Raw genomic sequence first — 19,889 nt, forward strand, 5'->3', positions numbered from 1 at the left:
TCTGAACCGGAACGCGTCGACAACGTACAAGTTGGGGTAATAAACGTGGCACAAGAAGTGCTTAAGGATCTGAACAAGGTCCGCAACATCGGCATCATGGCCCACATCGATGCTGGTAAGACGACCACCACCGAGCGCATCCTGTTCTACACGGGTATCAACCGCAAGGTCGGCGAGACCCACGATGGTGGCGCAACCACCGACTGGATGGAGCAGGAGAAGGAGCGCGGCATCACCATTACGTCCGCTGCTGTGACCTGTTTCTGGAACGGTAACCAGATCAACATCATTGATACCCCGGGCCACGTGGACTTCACCGTCGAGGTGGAGCGCTCCCTGCGTGTTCTTGACGGCGCTGTCGCCGTGTTCGACGGTAAGGAAGGCGTTGAGCCGCAGTCTGAGCAGGTGTGGCGTCAGGCTGCGAAGTACGACGTGCCGCGTATCTGCTTTGTCAACAAGATGGACAAGCTGGGCGCTGACTTCTTCTTCACCGTTGGCACCATCGTGGACCGCCTCGGCGCTAAGCCGTTGGTTATGCAGATCCCGATCGGCGCTGAGGATGACTTCGACGGTGTTGTTGACCTCATCGAGATGAAGGCATACCTGTGGCCGGGCAAGGTTGAGACCGGCACCCCGCCGCAGATCCAGGAGATCCCGGCTGACCTGCAGGACAAGGCAGAGGAGTACCGCGAGAAGCTGCTCGAGACCGTCGCTGAGTCCGACGAGGAGCTCATGGAGAAGTACTTCGGTGGCGAGGAGCTCTCCATCGAGGAGATCAAGGCTGCCATCCGCAAGATGACCGTGAACTCCGAGATCTACCCGGTCTTCTGTGGTTCCGCATACCGCAACAAGGGCATTGAGCCGATCCTTGATGCTGTTGTGGATTACCTGCCGAACCCGCTGGACATCGGCGAGGTGCACGGCACCTCCGTGAACGGCGAAGAGGACATGAGCCGTAAGCCGTCCGTGGACGAGCCGTTCGCAGCGCTTGCGTTCAAGATTGCTGTGCACCCGTTCTTCGGCAAGCTCACCTACGTCCGCGTCTACTCCGGCCGCACCGAGCCGGGCGAGCAGATGCTCAACTCCACCAAGGAGTCCAAGGAGCGCGTGGGCAAGCTCTTCCAGATGCACGCGAACAAGGAGAACCCGGTCGAGGAAGCACTCGCCGGCAACATCTACGCGTTCATCGGCCTGAAGAACACCACCACAGGTGACACCCTGTGTGACCCGGCGAACCCGATCATCCTCGAGTCCATGGACTTCCCGGACCCGGTTATCCAGGTGGCAATTGAGCCGAAGACCAAGGCTGACCAGGAGAAGCTCGGTGTAGCTATTCAGAAGCTCGCCGAGGAGGACCCGACCTTCACCGTGAAGCTGGATGATGAGACCGGCCAGACCGTCATCGGCGGTATGGGCGAGCTGCACCTCGACGTTCTGGTGGACCGCATGAAGCGCGAGTTCAAGGTTGAGGCGAACATCGGTTCCCCGCAGGTTGCGTACCGCGAGACCATCCGCAAGAAGGTCGAGTCCCTGGACTACACCCACAAGAAGCAGACCGGTGGTTCCGGTCAGTTCGCGAAGGTCATCGTCACCATCGAGCCGTACAACCCGGACCCGGAGACCCTGGAGGAGGGCGAGTCCGCAACCTACGCGTTCGAGAACGCCGTCACCGGTGGTCGCGTGCCCAAGGAGTACATCCCGTCCGTGGACGCTGGTATCCAGGATGCAATGCAGTACGGCTACCTTGCTGGCTTCCCGCTGGTGAACATCAAGGCCACCCTTGAGGACGGCGCGTACCACGAGGTTGACTCCTCTGAAATGGCCTTCAAGATGGCTGGTTCCCAGGTGCTCAAGGAGGCAGTGGCAAAGGCGAAGCCGGTGCTGCTCGAGCCGCTCATGGCCGTTGAGGTTGTGACTCCGGAGGAGTACATGGGTGACGTGATCGGCGACCTGAACTCCCGCCGTGGCCAGGTCAACTCCATGGATGACCGTTCCGGCGCCAAGGTTGTCAAGGCAATCGTGCCGCTGTCCCAGATGTTCGGCTACGTGGGTGACCTGCGTTCCCGCACTCAGGGTCGCGCGAACTACACCATGGTGTTCGACTCCTACGGTGAGGTTCCGTCCAACGTCGCTCAGGAGATCATCGACGAGCGCACCGGCAAGTAAGCCGCTAAAGCTCTCCGCGCCTGACGGTGCCCGCTGCGGTAGCCAGCGCAGCGGGCCCGGCTGATGGACGGAGAGACATACACCTTGCGGGTACCGGCTCGCTGAGACCGAAACGTTCGCACAAACTGCGTGTGACGTGCGGTTTGAGCCGGCCGTTACCCACTAGGTGGATCCGGGTTGCTTCGGATCGACCGGTTTGAAAAACGGTCATCGGCTATCTAGGATTATGTAACTGGCACATTGTGAAATGGTCGTGCCCTTATGTCCCGCGCGAGTGGGCCGTGAGGCAAGGCAAATGTAAACCACGTGGCTGCGAAGGTCGTAGCCACCATGAAGTCCAGGAGGACAACAAGTGGCAAAGGCAAAGTTCGAGCGTACGAAGCCGCACGTCAACATCGGCACCATCGGTCACGTCGACCACGGCAAGACCACCACGACGGCTGCCATCACCAAGGTGCTCGCTGACGCGTACCCGGAGGAGAACAAGGCTTTCGCCTTCGACGCGATCGATAAGGCTCCGGAGGAGCGCGAGCGCGGCATTACCATCAACATCTCCCACGTGGAGTACAACACCCCGAAGCGCCACTACGCACACGTTGACGCTCCGGGCCACGCCGACTACATCAAGAACATGATCACCGGTGCGGCTCAGATGGACGGCGCTATCCTCGTGGTTGCTGCTACCGATGGCCCGATGCCGCAGACCCGCGAGCACGTGCTGCTCGCTCGCCAGGTGGGCGTTCCGTACATCCTCGTTGCGCTGAACAAGTGCGACATGGTTGACGATGAGGAGATCATCGAGCTCGTCGAGATGGAGGTCCGCGAGCTGCTGGCTGAGCAGGACTACGACGAGGAAGCTCCGATCGTTCACATCTCCGCTCTGAAGGCCCTTGAGGGCGACGAGAAGTGGGTCCAGACCGTGCTCGACCTCATGCAGGCTTGCGATGACTCGATTCCGGACCCGGTCCGCGAGACCGACCGTGACTTCCTGATGCCGATCGAGGACATCTTCACCATTTCCGGCCGCGGTACCGTGGTTACCGGTCGTGTGGAGCGCGGTGTCCTGAACCTCAACGACGAGGTCGAGATCATTGGTATCAAGGACAAGGCTCAGAAGACCACCGTTACCTCCATCGAGATGTTCAACAAGCTTCTCGATACCGCTGAGGCCGGCGACAACGCAGCTCTGCTGCTCCGTGGTCTGAAGCGCGAGGACGTCGAGCGCGGCCAGGTCGTCATCAAGCCGGGCGCTTACACCCCGCACACCAAGTTCGAGGGTTCCGTCTACGTCCTGTCCAAGGACGAGGGCGGCCGCCACACCCCGTTCTTCGACAACTACCGTCCGCAGTTCTACTTCCGCACCACCGACGTGACCGGTGTTGTGAAGCTGCCGGAGGGCACCGAGATGGTTATGCCGGGCGACAACGTCGAGATGACCGTTGAGCTCATCCAGCCGGTTGCTATGGACGAGGGCCTGCGCTTCGCTATCCGCGAGGGCTCCCGCACCGTCGGCGCTGGCCGCGTTACCAAGATCATCGACTAGTTCGTCGCTGGTCGGTAGCTGCTAGCTCCACCATCTAGCTTGAAGCCGCATCCCGCTTGCCGGGGTGCGGCTTTTGCGTTCCCTGCGCCTCCGACCAACGGGCCGGATGTACCGTAGGTGTGTGCATGACCCGACCCGCATCCCCCGCCTCATGGCCGCGCTGCAGGACGCATGGGAGGGCCAACCCGACCTCACCCTGCCGGCGTTCCTTGGCATGTTGCAGGCGCGTGGGATCAGCTGGGCATCGTCCGAGGAAGAACTCCTGGCGCTCCTCGCGCAGATCAGCTCGGAGCACCCTTCGCTTATCGACGGCACTTTGAACCACCCCGTCCACATCACCACCCTCAATCCCCGGCTCGCCGTCACGCTGACGGGTGGCACGGCGGTGGTACGAAGCGCAGCCGACCCACAGCGGCCGCCGAGCGCGTGGAGTTACTCAGGCCTTGGCCCGGCGGGGCCGGGCCGCCCCCTTGTGGTCACCGACGCCGAGGGAGTGGAGCACCGGCTGGGCGTTGTGGAGCTTGCCACCCGGCTCGATAGCGATGCCGCCCCTGCGATAGAAGGGCTTCACTCAGGCGACGTAGGGTCCGCGCAGTGGCTGATTCTTTTCGAGGACGGCCGGCGCGCGATTCTTAGCCACCGCCTCCGCATCTGGACAACGGTGGGGAGGGAAACAGAAGTGGACACGTTGGCTTGGGTGAGCGTCGATAAGCTCGAGCCCGGGGCGGAGATGCAAATAACCCCAGCCGGCGGCGGGAAACCGCTGAGGCTGGGGTCGGTGCGCGAAGTGCTGCTGCTGGAGCTTTAGGCGGCAATCCTGTCAAGCTGCAGCTTCCACACAGTGTCAATCTCCATGGTGTGGTTGGCGATGCGGAAGTCCTCGTTCGCTGCTTCGACGGCCTCAATCACCTCGTCGAGGGTGTAGGCCTGATCCGCGGTCACGGTAAAGGTGGCCGTTGGCCGGTCACCAACCATGGCGATCTTGCTCTCGGCGCGCGCGATCGGGCCGTAGGCGCGCATGGCGTCGCACGCAGCCTCGGCAACACGCTGGACGTTGATGATCGTCTCCCCGTGAGCCGGATCTGCAGCCGTGATCTCGCGGTTGGAGAACGCCCTGCTGCGGATGTTGGCCACAATGAACCAAAGCCCAAGCAGGAACGCGATGATCGCGGTGATAATCAGGCCCGTCTCATACCCGCTGTAGGCGGAGAACTCCGCGATCTCGCCGCGGTTGAAGTTGTCATTGAGAAACTCGCTGACGTACGGAATGTCCCAGTACAGCGCGGCGGGGATAAGCCCGCCCAACAGGAGCAGCAGTCCCAAGATAAAGACGATTACGCGGTCAAACGCGGCCAGTCCTTTGGTCATCGTTGCACCTCCTGGGTGTCGGCTGCGGCCACTGGCTGCGGTTGCGGCTGTGCCTGCGGTGCCGCAGCATTATTGACCTGCGGGGTCAGTTTCACCGACACAGCCGGGGGTGCCGCCAAGCGGCGGAACTCACGGTTCAGCGCAGTGGTGACCTGCTCCTGCTGCATACCGGTGCCGTCGTCGTCCAGCTGGACGGTGACGGACTTGCGGTTGGCCTTGGAGCGGATGTTTTCGCCGCCGGTCTCGGCGCGGGTCGCCGCCGTGGACTTGCGCGCGATGTCCACCGGGCGGATCCAGATAGACGCCGGGGACTCGATGCGCACGTGGGTGTGGGGGCGCGGCATGAAGGAAGCAATGATCAGCCAGAGGCCCACCAGCGAGATAACGATCCCGATGGTGACGGCCGTTGCCGTCACAGCGCCGGTGCCCAGGGACGTCAGGACCGGCTCAACCCACGATGTGTAGGCCTCGCCTTGGCGGAGGTACCACACCTCGCGGGCGAGGACCGCGGACAGCGCCAACAGGAGTGCGCCGATCAGAATGGTCTTCCAACGCACTGACGGGTTGGCCCGCGGTTCGCTGCCCGGGTGCGGCCCGAGCGGGCGCGGAGCTGCGCCTTGCTCTTGGGTGCTAACGGGTGCGGTCATAGTACTTCTCCACGGGTCGAATCGTGATCTGCTTCAGGGGAGCGGGGCGGGGGGCAACGGGGCGGACAACGCGCACCGGCCGCAGCGGGCCGACTGGTCGCAGAGGCTCCGGAGCCGGCACGGCAACGGGCACGAGCGGCGGCCTGTCCACCAGGATCTGCGCGAGCGGCTTGCGGGGTGGGAGCGACACCGGTTCGACCCTGGTGACGTTCTCTACCGCGATGGGTGCGAGGGCTCGGCGCGGAGCTACTGTCACCGGGGCAATACGGCGCGGTTCCGGGGCGCTGATGCCGCGTACCGCGGTGGGGTGCACATGCACCGCCGTCAGTACCGGGGCTTCCGGCACCATGGGCACACGGACCTCGACGGGCTCGGCGACCGCGATGTCTTCCAGCGGCCGCGGTTCGCCCACAAAACCGGAAACCTGCACGTCCGCCGGCGCGGGCACCTCAACGTGTTCGACGTGTGGAGGCGCTGGGACGGCAACATCGCGCAAATCGTCCACGAGGGAGCGTGCGGTGATGGCCACCAGTGGCTTCCGCTTCTTGGTCACCGGCTGCGTCACCTCGGAGGGCTTCACGCGGATCGGGGTTGGTTCCGCCGTAGCGGTGTGGCTGGCCACATCGTCCCACGTCACGCGCTGCGCACCGGGCTCCGCCTCCACGTTGGATACCGTCACCTTTACGCGCGACACGTCCAAACCGCAGAGCTGGCGAACGTGGGCGATGATGGTGGCGCGCACTGCGTCCGTGATCGCAGCAATGGGGGAGGGGTAGGACGTAGCAATCTCCGCCTCAATGGCGGCGATGGCGGACCCGCGGTCCAGGTGGACATCAATGCGCGGGAAGCTGCGCCCGGCAAGACCGGCGAGCTTCGCGTCAAGCGCGCGCACGCCGGGGACGGTCAACACTGCCTCAGTTGCGACGCGCTCTACCGCCTTTTCACTGATGTGGTAGAACGACGTATCCATTAGCCGCGGCCCCTGCCGGAGGACGCGCTCATGACGCGGGCCAGATCAAGGCGGCCATCCAGCTGGGCGCCGATCACGCCGCCGATGACGCTGAAAAGCAGCAGCCACAGCAGGCCGAGGGCACCGCCGAACGTGACAAAGAAGGCCACGACGACACCGATGATCACGCCGGCGACCATCTTGTTTGCAAAAATGTTCATGTTTACACCAAATTTCCGGAAGTCCGGGTCTTACTGCTCGGTGGAGGCTGCGGAGGAGCGCACGGCATCCGCGACGACAACGTCGACGAACGCGAACTCGCCCGCGGCGGCTACTGCGCTGCGGACATCCTCGGCGACCGCCATGATCTCGCGGTCAGAGTCCACGTCATAGACAACGTGGATTTCCAGCCCGAGGGTCTCGCCCCGACGTGCGGGACGCAGGCCCTCGATGCGGGCACCGGGGAGGAGGAGCGCGACTTCGCCAACACGACCGCCGTGCAGCCCCGCCACACCGGGGACGGCAAGCGCCGCGTCGCGGGCCGCCTCCCCAGCCTCACGGGTTACGGAGGTCTGCGCCATGACTACTGGCCCAGGGACGGGTTAGCGGCCTGGTAGTTCACCGGCTCGTCGTACTGCTGGGTCTGCTGGATCTCGGTCTCCTGCTCCGGCAGGTTCACGTCGTGCACGGTGACGTCAACGCGGTCGACGATCAGACCGGTCATGCGGGTGATGGCCACGGTGATGTTCTCGCGGATAGCGTTCGCCAGCTCGTGGATGGCAACGCCGTACTCGGCGATGATGGCAACGGCAACGTTGACGTGGCCGTCCTGCACAGCAACGTTCACGCCCTGCTGCACGTTGGTGGAGGAGGTGAAGGACTCGCGCACAGCGCCCCACATGCGGGCAGCGCCGCCGCCCAGGTTGTGCACACCGGAAACCTCGCGCGCAGCGATGCCGGCGATCTTGCCCACTACGTTGTCGTCGATCACGGTGGTGCCGTGCTCGGTCTCAAGGTTCTCGTTGCGCGGGCGCAGCTGCTCCGGCTCCACAGCGGAGGAGGTGGTGGAGGAGGAGGTGGTGTTGGCGGTTGCCGGGGTGTTGGTGGTGTTGTCAGCCATGACAATCCTTTCAAGTTTTACACAATGTGACTCGCCCCAGCGTACCCGTTTTTGGGGCTCATGCTTGACGACGATCGGTTGGCAATCAAATCGTCGAAAAGCAGCAGCTTGCAATCGTATGACCCTTTGTGCTTAACTAGCCGGGTTGCCTTGACATGGGTTGCACGCAGTGTGGCCGATGCGGGGCGACCATGACACCCGGAGAGGGGGCCATGGCAAATAAACAGCGGCAGTACGCAAGGGTCACGCACCCTTCCGAGTCTGGCACTCGTCCGTATATATACGGACTGGGAAAGCACTGACACGATTGCGCGCAGTTTATGCGCCGCCCGTCTCACCTTTCCGCAAGTGCCATGGCAGTCAATTTAACGACACTGGCGTTGAGCCAAGGGCCCAGCCCGGACAACGTTATAGAGAAACTAGAAGCTACAACCCCACCGCTTCGAATTGGTTTGCTCCTTTCCGTTCAATCGGAAAACGGAGTGGACGATTGAACGTGGGGATGCGAGGAAGAGGTAAGCGTGGCGGGACAGAAGATCCGCATCAGGCTCAAGGCCTACGACCACGAAGCGATCGACGCATCTGCGAAGAAGATCGTTGAGACGGTCACCCGCACGGGTGCCCGTGTCGTCGGGCCGGTGCCGTTGCCCACTGAAAAGAACGTGTACGCCGTTATCCGTTCTCCGCACAAGTACAAGGATTCTCGCGAGCACTTCGAGATGCGCACGCACAAGCGCCTCATCGATATTCTCGATCCGACGCCGAAGACCGTCGATGCACTTATGCGCATTGACCTGCCGGCGAGCGTTGACGTGAACATCCAGTAAGCACCAGAGATCCCCAACGTTAGTGGAGAACTACACCATGTCTGAGAACCAGATCAAGGGCATTCTGGGCAAGAAGATCGGCATGACGCAGATCTTCGACGAGGAGAACCGTGTTATCCCGGTTACCGTCGTCGAAGCTGGTCCGTGCGTGGTCACCCAGATTCGTACCCCGGAGACTGATGGCTACTCCGCCATCCAGATCGCATACGGCGATATCGATCCCCGTAAGACCAAGAAGCCGCAGGCTGGCCACTTCAAGAAGGCCGGTGTGAACCCGCGTCGCCACGTTGCAGAGATCCGCATGGCGGACACCTCTGAGTACGAGGTTGGCCAGGAGTTCAACGCCACCATCTTCGACGGCGACGTGTTCGTCGACGTCGTGGGCACCACCAAGGGCAAGGGCTACGCAGGTGCCATGAAGCGTCACGGCTTCGCTGGCCAGGGCGCTGCCCACGGTAACCAGGCTTCCCACCGCCGCGTCGGCGGCATCGGTGCCTGCGCTACCCCGGCCCGTGTGTTCAAGGGCAAGCGCATGGCCGGCCGTATGGGCGGCAACCGCGTTACCACCCAGAACCTGAAGATCCAACGCATCGACGGCGACAACAACCTGATCCTGATCAAGGGCGCCATCCCGGGCGCTAAGGGCAGCCTTGTTACCGTCAAGACCGCAGTGAAGGGCGGTGCTCACGCATGACGAACCTGACGCTTGACGTCCACACCGCAGACGGTAAGACGAACGGTACCGTCGAGCTTCCGGCAGAATTTTTTGACCGCGAGGCATCCATCCCCCTGATGCACCAGGTTGTCACCGCACAGCTTGCTGCTGCACGTCAGGGCACCCACGCCACCAAGACCCGCGGCATGGTCCGCGGCGGTGGTAAGAAGCCGTTCCGCCAGAAGGGCACCGGCCGCGCACGTCAGGGTTCCACCCGCGCGCCGCACTTCACCGGCGGTGGCACCGTTCACGGCCCGCAGCCGCGTTCCTACGCGCAGCGGACCCCGAAGAAGATGATCAAGGCCGCGCTGGCCGGTGCTCTCACCGACCGCGCACGCAACGAGCGCATCCACGTCGTTGAGGACCTGGTGCCGGGCCAGACCCCGTCCACCAAGTCCGCTCGCGCCTTCATCGAGCGCCTGACCGACCGCAAGTCCGTCCTCCTGGTGATTGGCCGTGAGGATAACAACGCCCGTCTTTCCGCACGGAACCTGCCGGGTGTCGTCATTCTTGAGCCGACCCAGCTGAACACCTACGACGTGCTCAACGCGGACGATGTTGTGTTCTCCGTGGAGGCGCTGCACACCTTCATCAACCGCGGCAGCGACACCGTCGCTGCAGCTGCAAACGCGGAGGAGGAGAAGTAAATGGCTAAGATCGCCAACCCGCGTGACATCATCATCGCTCCGGTCCTCTCCGAGAAGACCTACGCGCTGATGGAGCAGAACACGTACACGTTCTTCGTGGACCCGTCTGCTAACAAGACCCAGATCAAGATTGCCGTGGAAGAGATCTTCGGCGTCGACGTTGCTTCGGTGAACACCACCAACCGCGAGGGTAAGCGCAAGCGTTCCCGCACCGGCTTTGGTAAGCGCAAGGACACCAAGCGCGCCTACGTCACTCTCCGCGAGGGCAGCGACTCCATCGACATCTTCGGCGGCGCGACGGCTTAACGGCCATTCGCTCGGAAGATACCGATAGAAAAGGACACACTATGGCTATTCGTAAGTACAAGCCGACAACCCCGGGTCGCCGCAACAGCTCTGTTTCCCAGTTCGAGGAGATCACTCGCTCCGAGCCGGAGAAGACCCTGCTGCGCCCGCTCCCGAAGAAGGGTGGCCGTAACACCCACGGTCACATCACCACCCGCCACCGCGGCGGCGGCCACAAGCGTCGCTACCGCGTGATTGACTTCCGTCGTTCCGACAAGGACGGCGTGCTGGCAAAGGTCGCTCACATTGAGTACGACCCGAACCGCACCGCGAACATTGCACTGCTGCACTACTTCGATGGCGAGAAGCGCTACATCATCGCGCCGAAGGGCCTGACCCAGGGCACGATCGTTGAGTCCGGCCCGAACGCCGACATCAAGGTGGGCAACAACCTGCCGCTGCGCAACATCCCGACCGGTACCACCATCCACTGCGTGGAGCTGAAGCCGGGCGCTGGTGCAAAGCTGGCACGTTCCGCAGGTACCTCCATCCAGCTTCTGGGTAAGGAAGGTTCCTACGCAGTGCTGCGTATGCCGTCCTCCGAAATCCGCCGCGTGGACATCCGCTGCCGCGCGACCGTCGGTGAGGTGGGCAACGCAGACCAGATCAACATCCGCTGGGGTAAGGCCGGCCGCATGCGTTGGAAGGGCTGGCGCCCGACCGTTCGTGGTGTGGTTATGAACCCGGTCGACCACCCGCACGGTGGTGGTGAGGGTAAGACCTCGGGTGGTCGCCACCCAGTGTCGCCGTGGGGCCAGAAGGAAGGCCGCACCCGCAACCCAAACCGTTACTCCAACAACATGATTGTGCGCCGCCGCCGCACGAAGAAGCGCTAAGAGGAGGTAAGTCAACATGCCACGCAGCCTGAAGAAGGGCCCGTTCGTCGATGAGCACCTCCTCAACAAGGTGGACGCTCAGAACGAGGCCGGCACCAAGCAGGTCATCAAGACCTGGTCTCGCCGCTCGACCATTCTCCCCGACTTCATCGGCCACACCTTCGCCGTCCACGACGGTCGTAAGCACGTGCCGGTGTTCGTCGACGAGTCCATGGTCGGCCACAAGCTCGGCGAGTTTGCACCAACCAAGACCTTTAAGGGTCACGTTAAGGAAACGAAGGGACGTCGATAAGCAATGGCTGACACGATCACCACTGCATCCGCGACGGCCAAGTTCGTGCGCACTTCCCCGATGAAGGCCCGCCGCGTGCTGGCCCTCGTCCGCGGCAAGTCCGTTGCTGAGGCCCTCGCCATTCTGAAGTACGCACCGCAGGCAGCTGCTAAGCCGGTTGCCAAGGTCATCGCTTCCGCGGCGGCCAACGCCGAGAACAACTTCGGCCTTGACCCGCGCACGCTCGTCATCGCCGAGTGCTACGCAAACGAGGGCCCGACCATGCGCCGCTACCAGCCGCGCGCTCAGGGCCGTGCCTTCCAGATCCGGAAGCGCACCTCCCACATCACTGTTGTTGTCGAGTCCAAGGAAGGGGCAAAGTAATGGGTCAGAAAATCCACCCCCACGGCCTTCGCCTGGGTATTACGGCTGACTGGAAGTCCCACTGGTACGCCGACAAGAACTACGCCGACTACGTCGCCGAGGACATCAAGATCCGCGAGTACCTGGCGAAGAACCTCGAGCGCGCCGGCATCGCCGACGTTGTCATCGAGCGCACCCGCGATCGCGTCCGCGTTGACATTCACACCGCCCGCCCGGGCATCGTGATTGGCCGCCGCGGTGCTGAGGCTGACCGTATCCGCCGCGAGCTGGAGAAGCTCACCGGCAAGATGGTCGCCCTCAACATCCTCGAGGTCAAGAACGTCGACGCTAACGCGGCACTCGTCGCACAGTCTGTGGCTGAGCAGCTGGTCAACCGTGTGGCATTCCGCCGCGCGATGCGTAAGGCTATCCAGTCCGCGATGCGCAACCCGCAGGTCAAGGGCATCAAGGTGATGTGCTCTGGCCGTCTGGGTGGCGCTGAGATGTCCCGTGTTGAGCGTTACCACGAGGGCCGTGTGCCGCTGCACACGCTCCGCGCTGAGATCGACTACGGCACGGCTGAAGCACACACCACCTTCGGCGTCATCGGCGTCAAGGTGTGGATCTACAAGGGCGATGTCGTCGGCGGTGTCCGCGAGTCCGAGCTCAACGCTCCGGCTGCAGACCGCCGTGGCCGCGGTGACCGCGACCGCCGCCCGCGCCGCGGTGGCCAGCGCCGCCAGCGTGCAGAGCAGAAGCAGGAGGGCTAATCCATGCTGATTCCTAAGCGCGTGAAGTACCGCCGCCAGCACCGTCCGACCCGTTCCGGCGTGTCCAAGGGTGGCAACAAGATCAACTTCGGTGATTACGGCCTGCAGGCTCTTGAGCCGGCCTACATCACCAACCGCCAGATCGAGTCCGCTCGTATTGCGATCAACCGCCACGTCAAGCGTGGCCGCAAGGTCTGGATCAACATCTTCCCGGACCGCCCGCTGACCCAGAAGCCGCTCGGTGTGCGTATGGGTTCCGGTAAGGGCCCGGTTGAGAAGTGGGTGGCTAACGTGAAGCCTGGCCGCATCCTCTTCGAGATGTCCTACCCGAACGAGGAGACCGCTATGGAGGCTCTGCGCCGCGCTGGCGCGAAGCTGCCGTGCAAGACCCGCGTGATCAAGAAGGAGGACCAGTTCTAATGGCTGCCGGTACCCCCGCATCTGAATTCCGCGAGCTCACCGACGATGAGCTGCGCACCCGCCTGACCGAGGCGAAGGAAGAGCTGTTCAACCTGCGCTTCCAGCTCGCCACCGGTCAGCTGACCAACAACCGCCGCATCTCCACCGTGAAGCGCGACATTGCTCGCATCTACACCGTGCTGCGCGAGCGCGAGCTCGGCCTGTCTGTCGTCCCGGGAGCTGAGGCATAACCATGACTGAGGCAAACGTGACTGAGAACCAGACTGAGACCACTGCTGCTGGCAAGGGTCCGAAGAACACCCCGAAGCAGCCGAAGGAAAAGGGCCTGCAGAAGCGCCGCCGCGGCTACGTCGTGTCCGACAAGATGGACAAGACCATCGTGGTCGAGGTGGAGGACCGCAAGTCCCACCCGCTGTACGGCAAGATCGTGCGCACCACCAAGCGTGTGAAGGCTCACGATGAGACGAACTCCGCTGGCATCGGCGATCTCGTCCGCATCGAGGAGACCCGCCCGCTGTCCAAGGACAAGCACTTCCGCCTCGTCGAGATCATCGAGAAGGCCCGCTAGGAGCTTCTCGCTTTACGACGATCGTTGGCAAGCAACCCGCCCCATCCAGGAAAATCCTGGGTGGCGGCGGGTTTCGCCTTTTTCTGCGCCTGTGCTCGGCGTAAAATTTTTTCCCATGTGCGGAATCGTTGGATATGTCGGTCCTGAGCAGGGGGAACGCGACGCCAAGGCAGTGATCATTGAGGGCCTTCGCCGGCTGGAGTACCGCGGCTACGACTCAGCCGGTGTGGCCGTGGTGGCCCGGGGCGGCATTGAGTGCCGCAAGAAGGCGGGCAAGGTCGCGGACCTGGAGGCGGAAATCGCGGCCAACCCGCTGGACCCCTCCAACCTGGGCATCGGGCACACCCGCTGGGCAACGCACGGCGGGCCGACGGATGCGAACGCGCACCCGCACGTAGTGGGCAAGCTTGCTGTGGTGCACAACGGCATCATCGAGAACTTTGCGCAGCTGAAGGCAGAGCTGACGGAGAAGGGTTACGCCTTCAAGTCGGACACCGACACCGAGGTGGCCGGTGCCCTCCTGCTGGACACGTACAAGTCGCTCGACGGCTCAGCGGACAGCGGCGATCTCACTCGCGCAATGCAGCTCACCGCCCAGCGCCTCGAGGGCGCATTTACCCTGCTGGCCATCCACGCGGATCACCCGGACCGGATTGTCGCGGCGCGGTGGAACTCCCCGCTGGTCATCGGCGCAGGTGAGGGGGAGAACTTCCTCAGCTCCGACGTGAGCGGCTTCATCGAGTTCACGCGCGACGCGGTTGAACTGGACAACGGCCAGGTGGTCACCCTCACCGCGGACGGGTACGACGTGACCACGTTCGACGGCGAAGCTGCGGAAGGCAAGCCGTTCCGCGTGGAGTGGGACATCACCGCCGCGGAGAAGGGCGGCTTCAACTCCTTCATGGAGAAGGAGATCTTCGACCAGCCGGCCGCGGTGCGCGACACGCTGTACGGCCGCTTCGACGAGGATGGCGCGTTGGTTTTGGATGAGCTGCGCATCGACCCGTCGCTTTTGCGCTCCATTAACAAGATCATCATCGTGGCGTGCGGTACCGCCGCCTACGCGGGCCAGGTTGCGCGTTACGCCATCGAGCACTGGTGCCGCATCCCTACGGAAGTGGAGCTGGCGCACGAGTTCCGCTACCGCGACCCGATTGTCACGGAGCAGACCCTGGTTGTGGCGGTGTCCCAGTCCGGCGAGACGATGGACACCCTCATGGCGGTGCGCCACGCCCGCGAGCAGGGCGCCAAGGTGATCGCCATCTGCAACACCGTGGGTGCCTCCATCCCGCGTGAGGCAGATGCTGTGCTGTACACCTACGCCGGCCCGGAGATCGCCGTCGCGTCCACCAAGGCCTTCATCTCCCAGATTGTCGCCGCCTACCTGCTGGCGCTGTACCTGGCGCAGGTGCGTGGCAACAAGTACGCGGACGAGATCCGCACCATCATCGAAGAGCTGCAGGAAATGCCGGACAAGATCCAGCAACTGCTGGACAACGCAGGTCAGATCCAGGACCTCGGCCGCGAGCTGGCGGATTCCAAGTCGGTGCTCTTCCTGGGCCGCCACGTGGGCTTTCCGGTTGCGCTCGAGGGCGCGCTGAAGCTCAAGGAGGTCGCGTACCTGCACTCCGAGGGATTCGCGGCAGGCGAGCTCAAGCACGGTCCGATCGCGCTTGTGGAGGACGGCCAGCCCGTCTTTGTCATCGTCCCGTCCAAGCGCTCCCGCTACAACCTGCACGCCAAGGTTGTCTCCAACATCCAAGAGGTGCGCGCCCGCGGTGCGGTGACCGTGGTCATCGCGGAGGAGGGCGACCACGATGTGGAAGCGTACGCAAACCACATCATCCGCATCCCGGAGTCTGCTGGTCTCATGCAGCCGCTGTTGTCCACCATCCCGCTGCAGCTGTTCGCCTGCTCCGTGGCGGAGGCCCGCGGGCTGAACGTGGATCAGCCGCGCAACCTGGCCAAGTCCGTCACCGTGGAATAACGCTCGGGGCGCCGGCGCACTGTACTCCGGGTCCGCGACGCCGGGGCCGCGGCGCGCGAACTTGATAGTCTAAGGCGGTGAAATTGCGAAGGTTTTCCGCCGCCGTAGTGGCATTGGCGTGCGCCGTCGGTCTCGGCGCCTGTGGCTCGAAGGTGGAGCAGGTGCCCCTGGCAGACACGGTTGAGCTGCAGCCCAAGGACGTGGTTTCCAAGGTGGCCGCTAGCGCAAACATTGATTCTAGGGAAGTTGTCGCCCTGACTACCACCCTGACCAGTGCAGTCACCCAGCTGGACGTTACGCTCGGCCAGCCCGTCCAGGAAGGGCAAATTGTGGCCCGGCTGGATACTTCGGGGGCGGAGCGAGAACTTGCGTCGCAACGCGCGCAGCAAGCGTCAGCCCAGGTGGCGTCGAGTAACGAGATCGAGCGAGCCCAGCAACAGCTGAACCAGCAGCAAGAGGCGCTGGGGCTGGGGCTGAACCCGCAGGTGACGGCGGCCGAAGCGGCGCAGCGGGATGCGAACGTGCAGCTTGAGGCGGCGAATGCCGCCTTCGAGCAACGCCGCCGCGAGGTCGATGCCGGTCTTGACCCGCAGCTCGCACAGCAGGAGGCGGCGGTTGAGCAGGCCCGCGGCAACGTCTCCGCTGCGGGTTTCGCCTCGGTGCGCGCGAATGCGACGAACTTCATCAGTGCGCTGACCGCGCAGATTGATCAAATCACGCCGGTGCTGGGAATCCTGGAGGCTGACGAAAGCTACAAGGCTGCGCAGCACAACCTCGACTCGGCGCAGCGGGCGTACGAGATCGCGCTCCACGGCGTGGATGCGGATTTGGAGGCGAAGCAGCGCGAGGTTGCGGCCGCATTCCAGGCAAAGAACAATGCCGACGTTGCCCTCGAGGTAGCCAGGCTCGCCGCGCAGCACCAGGTGCAGTCCAGCGCGGCGGGCGTAGAGCAGGCGCGGCGCAGTGCCGAGGCAGCGGATAACGCCGCGTCGGTGGGGCAGGGCCAACTAATCGTGGATATTGCGTCCGGTGAGGTTCGCTCGCCGATCAACGGTGTGGTGACGAATATTGTGGCGCAGCGTGGCCAGCCCGCCGCGGGCCACCTGCTGACGGTGGCAAACCCCGAGCAGCTGAAGCTCACCGCCAACGTCAACGAGACGGATTCCGGCAGGGTTCAGGTGGGCAACGAGGTCACCTTCACCACCCCGGGCACCGGCACCAAGCAGTTCCGGGGCCGCGTGTCCGAGGTTTCCCCGGTAGCGGTTCCCATCCCGGCTGGGGCGGCTGGGGCTGGCCAGGCCCCGCCGCGGCCGGAGTTCCCGGTGACGATTGAGGTGGTCGGGGACAAGGAGGGCTTGCGAATCGGCAGCTCGGCGAAGGTGCAAATCACCACCAGCACGTCCAAGGATGCGCTGACAGTGCCGCGCGAAGCGGTGATTGACAGCAACGGGAAGTACTCGGTGCTGGTCCTGCGACCGACCGGCGAGGCGGGGGACCAGTTTGAAGTTGCTGAAGTTCCGGTGTCGCTGGGGTTGGTGACGGACCTTGAGGCCGAGGTGCACGGCGTGGAGCAGGGCGCGCGTGTGCTCCGCAGCCCGGGTGATTACCGCGAGAAGGTGGGCCAAGTCGTCCGGCTCGGACAGGATGGGCAAGCTCCGGTTGCAGGCACGTCGTCGGAGGAACCGTCGGCAAGCGCGAGCCCAAGCCCGAGCGCAAGCACCACGGTCGGAAGCCAGTAGTGGACCGTAGAGACGCCATCCGGCTCGCGGGCACGAGTCTGCGGGCGAACAAGCTGCGCTCCATCCTGACACTGCTCGGCGTGATCATCGGTATCTCCGCGGTGGTCGCCATCATGTCCCTGGGCAAGGGCATGCAGCAGCAGTTACTCAGCGACTTGGAGCAGTTCGGGCTGAAGGATGTCAACGTCCAGGTGAAATCGCGGGAGCAGGTGGAAGGCGGAAACGAGACGTTCGCTTACGAGGAAGTGCCGGACGCGTCTCTGATTACGCCCGCGATGGTGGATGACTTGCGGGCTTTCGTCGGCCCCAGCGCATCCGGCGTCGCCATCGACGCCTCCCGCGACACCGCGCAGCTCACCCGCGGCCTGAACCAGGGTCGCGCCGCCCTGAGCTACGTCAACGGCGACTTTTTAGAGATGCAGCGGCTGAACATGGCTGCGGGGCGCATCTTCACCGAAGACGAGGTGGCGGAGAACCGGGCTGTTGGAGTCCTCTCTCCGGAGGTTGTGGACAAGTTTTTCAACGGGGACCCCGCTTCTGCCGTGGGCGCGAGCATCGACATGGAGGTAGGCGGGCGTTTTGCCACCGTGCAGGTTGTCGGCACCTTTGAGCGGGAAAGCGCGTCGCCTCTGGTGTACTCGCCCGAAGAGGCGCTGGTGTACGTGCCGTACACCCTGCAGGAGCGTTTGAGCGCGGATCCGGTGCAGGGGTTCAGCTACCTGCAGGTGCGGGCCGCGTCCCAGGACGGGACCGACCAGCTGGCGTCCGATGTCAGAGCATGGGCAGAGCGCGCCTACGCGGACGACCCGGACTTCGTGGCCCAGGTCCTGGACACGAAATCCGAGATCGACCAGGTCAACCAGACGATGGCGATGATGAGCCTGGTGATTTCCGCCATCGGCGGCATCTCCTTGCTGGTGGGCGGCATCGGCGTGATGAACATCATGCTCGTTTCCGTCACCGAGCGCACGCGCGAAATCGGCGTGCGCATGGCGCTGGGGGCGACGCGGAAAGCGGTGCGAATGCAGTTTGTCACCGAGGCGATGATGATTTGCCTGCTCGGCGGCGTGATCGGCGTGCTGCTGGGCACCGCAGTCGGCATCGCCGGCACCTCCGCGATGGGGATGATGGTTTTCCCGCCACTTAGCGCGGTGGTCATTGCCCTGGTGTTTTCGCTGGCGATCGGCCTGTTTTTCGGCTGGTATCCCGCGAACCGCGCGGCGAGAATGAACCCGATCGAGGCGCTCCGGTACGAGTAGGGGAGAAGATGATGCGCGGACTATTCAGGGCACTTGCTGGAGGGGTCGCCGCTGCGACGCTGGTGGCGTGCGGGCTGGTGTCCCCGGGGTCGTCGGAAAGCGAGCAGTACGCGCGCGATGCGGAGGCGGCCGGTTTCGCTGACGTCGTTACCTACGAGGCGTTTTCCGCGGGCCTGCCGAACAACGAGGTGCGGGCTTATGTGGACCTCACCGGGGTGGAGGATATCGAGGGGCTCCTTACGCTTCTCGACGGTCAAAGACTCATGTTCATCAACGTCACCCAACCGAACGGTCGAACCGCCAGCAACGTCCGCCGCGAGTACCTCCGCCCGGCATTCCACCTCCCCGAGCTCGATGCCCGGCTGCCAGAAACCGACGTTTGGGCCGCCGGCAGGTCACTGCTGATCGAGGGCGCGATCACCGCCGAGGTCTTGCATGAAGCTGCGGAGGCAGCAGAGCAGTTCGAAGAAGTTGCCATCGGGCCGCGGCCGTCCATTCGGGTCGAGTCGGGATACGACCCGGACCGCCTAGCCGCGTTGTACAGCGAGACTGTGGATTCATCGGTGACCGAGATTCTCTGGCGCGACGGCGTGCACAGCGTTCGCGCCGAATCTGACGAGGTGGCCCCTGACGGAGGGGTGCCCGAGGGGCTCCGGGAAGAGCTGCGCTTCCTCGACCCGTATCTGGCAGTGCGCGAGGGCACCGCGTGGGCAGATGTGGAGGGGCCGGAGGGCAAAGTTATCGGGCGGGTTCCTCTGCAATAGACGGGTCCCACGGTTGAGCCGGGTGCTCACGCCTAAACGCCATTATGCGGTGGAAAATCTCCGCGGAGCTGGCGTTGTTGCGGTTGCCCTGGGTAGCCGCAAGTGAGTTTGCCGCGTCCGCGGGAAGCTCATCGGGAGCGAACACACCTGGTATGAGCACCTGGGCGAGGAACGACGGGTCTGCTGTGGCGGCGCCGACGTAGCGCGCCGCATGCGCCTGGGATGCGTCGATCCGGGTCCAGTCGACAGACCAGCCGGCAGCGCGCAGCATCTGGTCAAAGTAGAAGCGCTGGGTGCGGGAGTTTCCGTCGCGGAACGGGTGGACGATGGTGAGCTCGCTCCAATGGTCCGCCACCGTGCGCACGGCGGCCTCCTTGTCAGTAGCAGAGACAGGCATTTTTGCGATGCGTTTCATCACCCGGTCCAGTTCCGCCTCCACGTACTGCGCGCGGCACATTGCCATACCCATCGCGCCGACCTCAGTCGTGCGCACCTCCCCGGCCCAGGGATAGATGTCCTGCATGAGGTAGCGATGGACGTCGAGCAGTGTCTCGCGGGTGAACTCCGTCAATGGCGTAGAGTTTT

Annotated in this window: 25 protein-coding genes; 18 read left to right on the forward strand and 7 right to left on the reverse strand. The window is 63.8% G+C overall.

The genetic code is table 11. The features are described from left to right. Positions 1 to 45 precede the first annotated feature (45 nt). From fusA to JZY91_RS01175, 3 genes are all read left to right on the forward strand, one after another. Positions 46 to 2,166, forward strand: coding sequence for an elongation factor G (fusA, locus tag JZY91_RS01165; RefSeq protein ID WP_234948173.1), 2,121 nt, complete (start codon positions 46 to 48; stop codon positions 2,164 to 2,166). Positions 2,167 to 2,518: 352 nt separating this feature from the next. Continuing rightward, entirely contained in the window at positions 2,519 to 3,709 is a 1,191-nt protein-coding gene (gene tuf, locus JZY91_RS01170) for an elongation factor Tu (protein WP_234948174.1), read from the forward strand. Positions 3,710 to 3,830: 121 nt separating this feature from the next. Beyond that, a complete protein-coding gene (locus tag JZY91_RS01175) occupies positions 3,831 to 4,517 on the forward strand; it encodes a hypothetical protein (RefSeq protein ID WP_234948175.1) in 687 nt (228 codons plus the stop codon). Here the strand turns inward: JZY91_RS01175 and JZY91_RS01180 are convergent. The 6 genes from JZY91_RS01180 to JZY91_RS01205 are packed head-to-tail and all read right to left on the reverse strand — an operon-like array spanning position 4,514 to position 7,793. Then, positions 4,514 to 5,077: a hypothetical protein gene (locus tag JZY91_RS01180; protein WP_234948176.1), complete on the reverse strand. Its 564-nt coding sequence runs from the start codon at positions 5,075 to 5,077 to the stop codon at positions 4,514 to 4,516. The genes JZY91_RS01175 and JZY91_RS01180 overlap by 4 nt on opposite strands. Next, complete coding sequence (locus tag JZY91_RS01185) at positions 5,074 to 5,724, reverse strand: hypothetical protein (protein ID WP_234948177.1); 651 nt, start codon at positions 5,722 to 5,724, stop codon at positions 5,074 to 5,076. Before JZY91_RS01185 ends, JZY91_RS01180 begins: the two co-directional genes overlap by 4 nt. Then, the gene (locus JZY91_RS01190) at positions 5,708 to 6,694 is read right to left on the reverse strand and encodes an Asp23/Gls24 family envelope stress response protein (protein ID WP_234948178.1); all 987 of its coding nucleotides are present in this window, start codon (positions 6,692 to 6,694) and stop codon (positions 5,708 to 5,710) included. Before JZY91_RS01190 ends, JZY91_RS01185 begins: the two co-directional genes overlap by 17 nt. After that, on the reverse strand, positions 6,694 to 6,894 hold the full coding sequence (locus tag JZY91_RS01195) for a hypothetical protein (RefSeq protein ID WP_234948179.1): 201 nt from the start codon (positions 6,892 to 6,894) through the stop codon (positions 6,694 to 6,696). Before JZY91_RS01195 ends, JZY91_RS01190 begins: the two co-directional genes overlap by 1 nt. 30 nt (positions 6,895 to 6,924) lie before the next feature. Further along, positions 6,925 to 7,254 (reverse strand): hypothetical protein, encoded by a 330-nt coding sequence (locus tag JZY91_RS01200; protein WP_234948180.1) that lies wholly within the window; start codon positions 7,252 to 7,254, stop codon positions 6,925 to 6,927. A 2-nt stretch (positions 7,255 to 7,256) separates the two neighbouring features. Further along, entirely contained in the window at positions 7,257 to 7,793 is a 537-nt protein-coding gene (locus JZY91_RS01205) for an Asp23/Gls24 family envelope stress response protein (protein ID WP_234948181.1), read from the reverse strand. A gap of 521 nt (positions 7,794 to 8,314) precedes the next feature. On the opposite strand from JZY91_RS01205, the gene rpsJ reads away from it, so the two are divergent. From rpsJ to JZY91_RS01280, 15 genes are all read left to right on the forward strand, one after another. Then, positions 8,315 to 8,620 (forward strand): 30S ribosomal protein S10, encoded by a 306-nt coding sequence (rpsJ, locus tag JZY91_RS01210; RefSeq protein ID WP_003848085.1) that lies wholly within the window; start codon positions 8,315 to 8,317, stop codon positions 8,618 to 8,620. Positions 8,621 to 8,657: 37 nt separating this feature from the next. Then, a complete protein-coding gene (gene rplC / locus JZY91_RS01215) occupies positions 8,658 to 9,314 on the forward strand; it encodes a 50S ribosomal protein L3 (RefSeq protein ID WP_234948182.1) in 657 nt (218 codons plus the stop codon). After that, complete coding sequence (rplD, locus tag JZY91_RS01220) at positions 9,311 to 9,982, forward strand: 50S ribosomal protein L4 (RefSeq protein WP_234948183.1); 672 nt, start codon at positions 9,311 to 9,313, stop codon at positions 9,980 to 9,982. The genes rplC and rplD overlap by 4 nt, the downstream gene beginning before the upstream one ends. Beyond that, positions 9,983 to 10,288 carry a 50S ribosomal protein L23 gene (rplW, locus tag JZY91_RS01225; RefSeq protein ID WP_234948184.1) on the forward strand — a complete coding sequence of 102 codons (306 nt, stop codon included), beginning with the start codon at positions 9,983 to 9,985 and terminating at the stop codon, positions 10,286 to 10,288. It abuts the gene before it with no gap. Positions 10,289 to 10,329: 41 nt separating this feature from the next. Next, positions 10,330 to 11,163: a 50S ribosomal protein L2 gene (gene rplB, locus JZY91_RS01230; RefSeq protein ID WP_234948185.1), complete on the forward strand. Its 834-nt coding sequence runs from the start codon at positions 10,330 to 10,332 to the stop codon at positions 11,161 to 11,163. A gap of 16 nt (positions 11,164 to 11,179) precedes the next feature. Further along, complete coding sequence (rpsS, locus tag JZY91_RS01235; RefSeq protein ID WP_052205395.1) at positions 11,180 to 11,455, forward strand: 30S ribosomal protein S19; 276 nt, start codon at positions 11,180 to 11,182, stop codon at positions 11,453 to 11,455. Positions 11,456 to 11,458: 3 nt separating this feature from the next. Then, positions 11,459 to 11,818, forward strand: coding sequence for a 50S ribosomal protein L22 (gene rplV / locus JZY91_RS01240; RefSeq protein ID WP_234948186.1), 360 nt, complete (start codon positions 11,459 to 11,461; stop codon positions 11,816 to 11,818). Continuing rightward, positions 11,818 to 12,567, forward strand: a complete 750-nt coding sequence (rpsC, locus tag JZY91_RS01245) for a 30S ribosomal protein S3 (RefSeq protein WP_234948187.1) — start codon at positions 11,818 to 11,820, stop codon at positions 12,565 to 12,567. Before rplV ends, rpsC begins: the two co-directional genes overlap by 1 nt. 3 nt (positions 12,568 to 12,570) lie before the next feature. Continuing rightward, on the forward strand, positions 12,571 to 12,987 hold the full coding sequence (gene rplP, locus JZY91_RS01250; RefSeq protein ID WP_234948188.1) for a 50S ribosomal protein L16: 417 nt from the start codon (positions 12,571 to 12,573) through the stop codon (positions 12,985 to 12,987). Further along, the gene (gene rpmC / locus JZY91_RS01255) at positions 12,987 to 13,217 is read left to right on the forward strand and encodes a 50S ribosomal protein L29 (RefSeq protein ID WP_234948189.1); all 231 of its coding nucleotides are present in this window, start codon (positions 12,987 to 12,989) and stop codon (positions 13,215 to 13,217) included. The genes rplP and rpmC overlap by 1 nt, the downstream gene beginning before the upstream one ends. Before the next feature lie 2 nt (positions 13,218 to 13,219). Then, positions 13,220 to 13,555 (forward strand): 30S ribosomal protein S17, encoded by a 336-nt coding sequence (gene rpsQ, locus JZY91_RS11685; RefSeq protein ID WP_255695746.1) that lies wholly within the window; start codon positions 13,220 to 13,222, stop codon positions 13,553 to 13,555. A gap of 115 nt (positions 13,556 to 13,670) precedes the next feature. After that, entirely contained in the window at positions 13,671 to 15,542 is a 1,872-nt protein-coding gene (gene glmS, locus JZY91_RS01265; RefSeq protein WP_234948190.1) for a glutamine--fructose-6-phosphate transaminase (isomerizing), read from the forward strand. Between the two features lie 107 nt (positions 15,543 to 15,649). After that, positions 15,650 to 17,281 (forward strand): efflux RND transporter periplasmic adaptor subunit, encoded by a 1,632-nt coding sequence (locus JZY91_RS01270; RefSeq protein ID WP_234948191.1) that lies wholly within the window; start codon positions 15,650 to 15,652, stop codon positions 17,279 to 17,281. Continuing rightward, positions 17,281 to 18,540 (forward strand): ABC transporter permease, encoded by a 1,260-nt coding sequence (locus tag JZY91_RS01275; protein ID WP_234948192.1) that lies wholly within the window; start codon positions 17,281 to 17,283, stop codon positions 18,538 to 18,540. Before JZY91_RS01270 ends, JZY91_RS01275 begins: the two co-directional genes overlap by 1 nt. Positions 18,541 to 18,551: 11 nt before the next feature. Next, positions 18,552 to 19,304: a hypothetical protein gene (locus JZY91_RS01280; protein ID WP_234948193.1), complete on the forward strand. Its 753-nt coding sequence runs from the start codon at positions 18,552 to 18,554 to the stop codon at positions 19,302 to 19,304. Here the strand turns inward: JZY91_RS01280 and JZY91_RS01285 are convergent. After that, positions 19,279 to 19,875: a Fic family protein gene (locus tag JZY91_RS01285; RefSeq protein ID WP_234948194.1), complete on the reverse strand. Its 597-nt coding sequence runs from the start codon at positions 19,873 to 19,875 to the stop codon at positions 19,279 to 19,281. The genes JZY91_RS01280 and JZY91_RS01285 overlap by 26 nt on opposite strands. Positions 19,876 to 19,889: the final 14 nt, after the last annotated feature.

The sequence above is a fragment of the Corynebacterium sp. CNCTC7651 genome (assembly GCF_021496665.1).
Lineage (GTDB): Bacteria > Actinomycetota > Actinomycetes > Mycobacteriales > Mycobacteriaceae > Corynebacterium.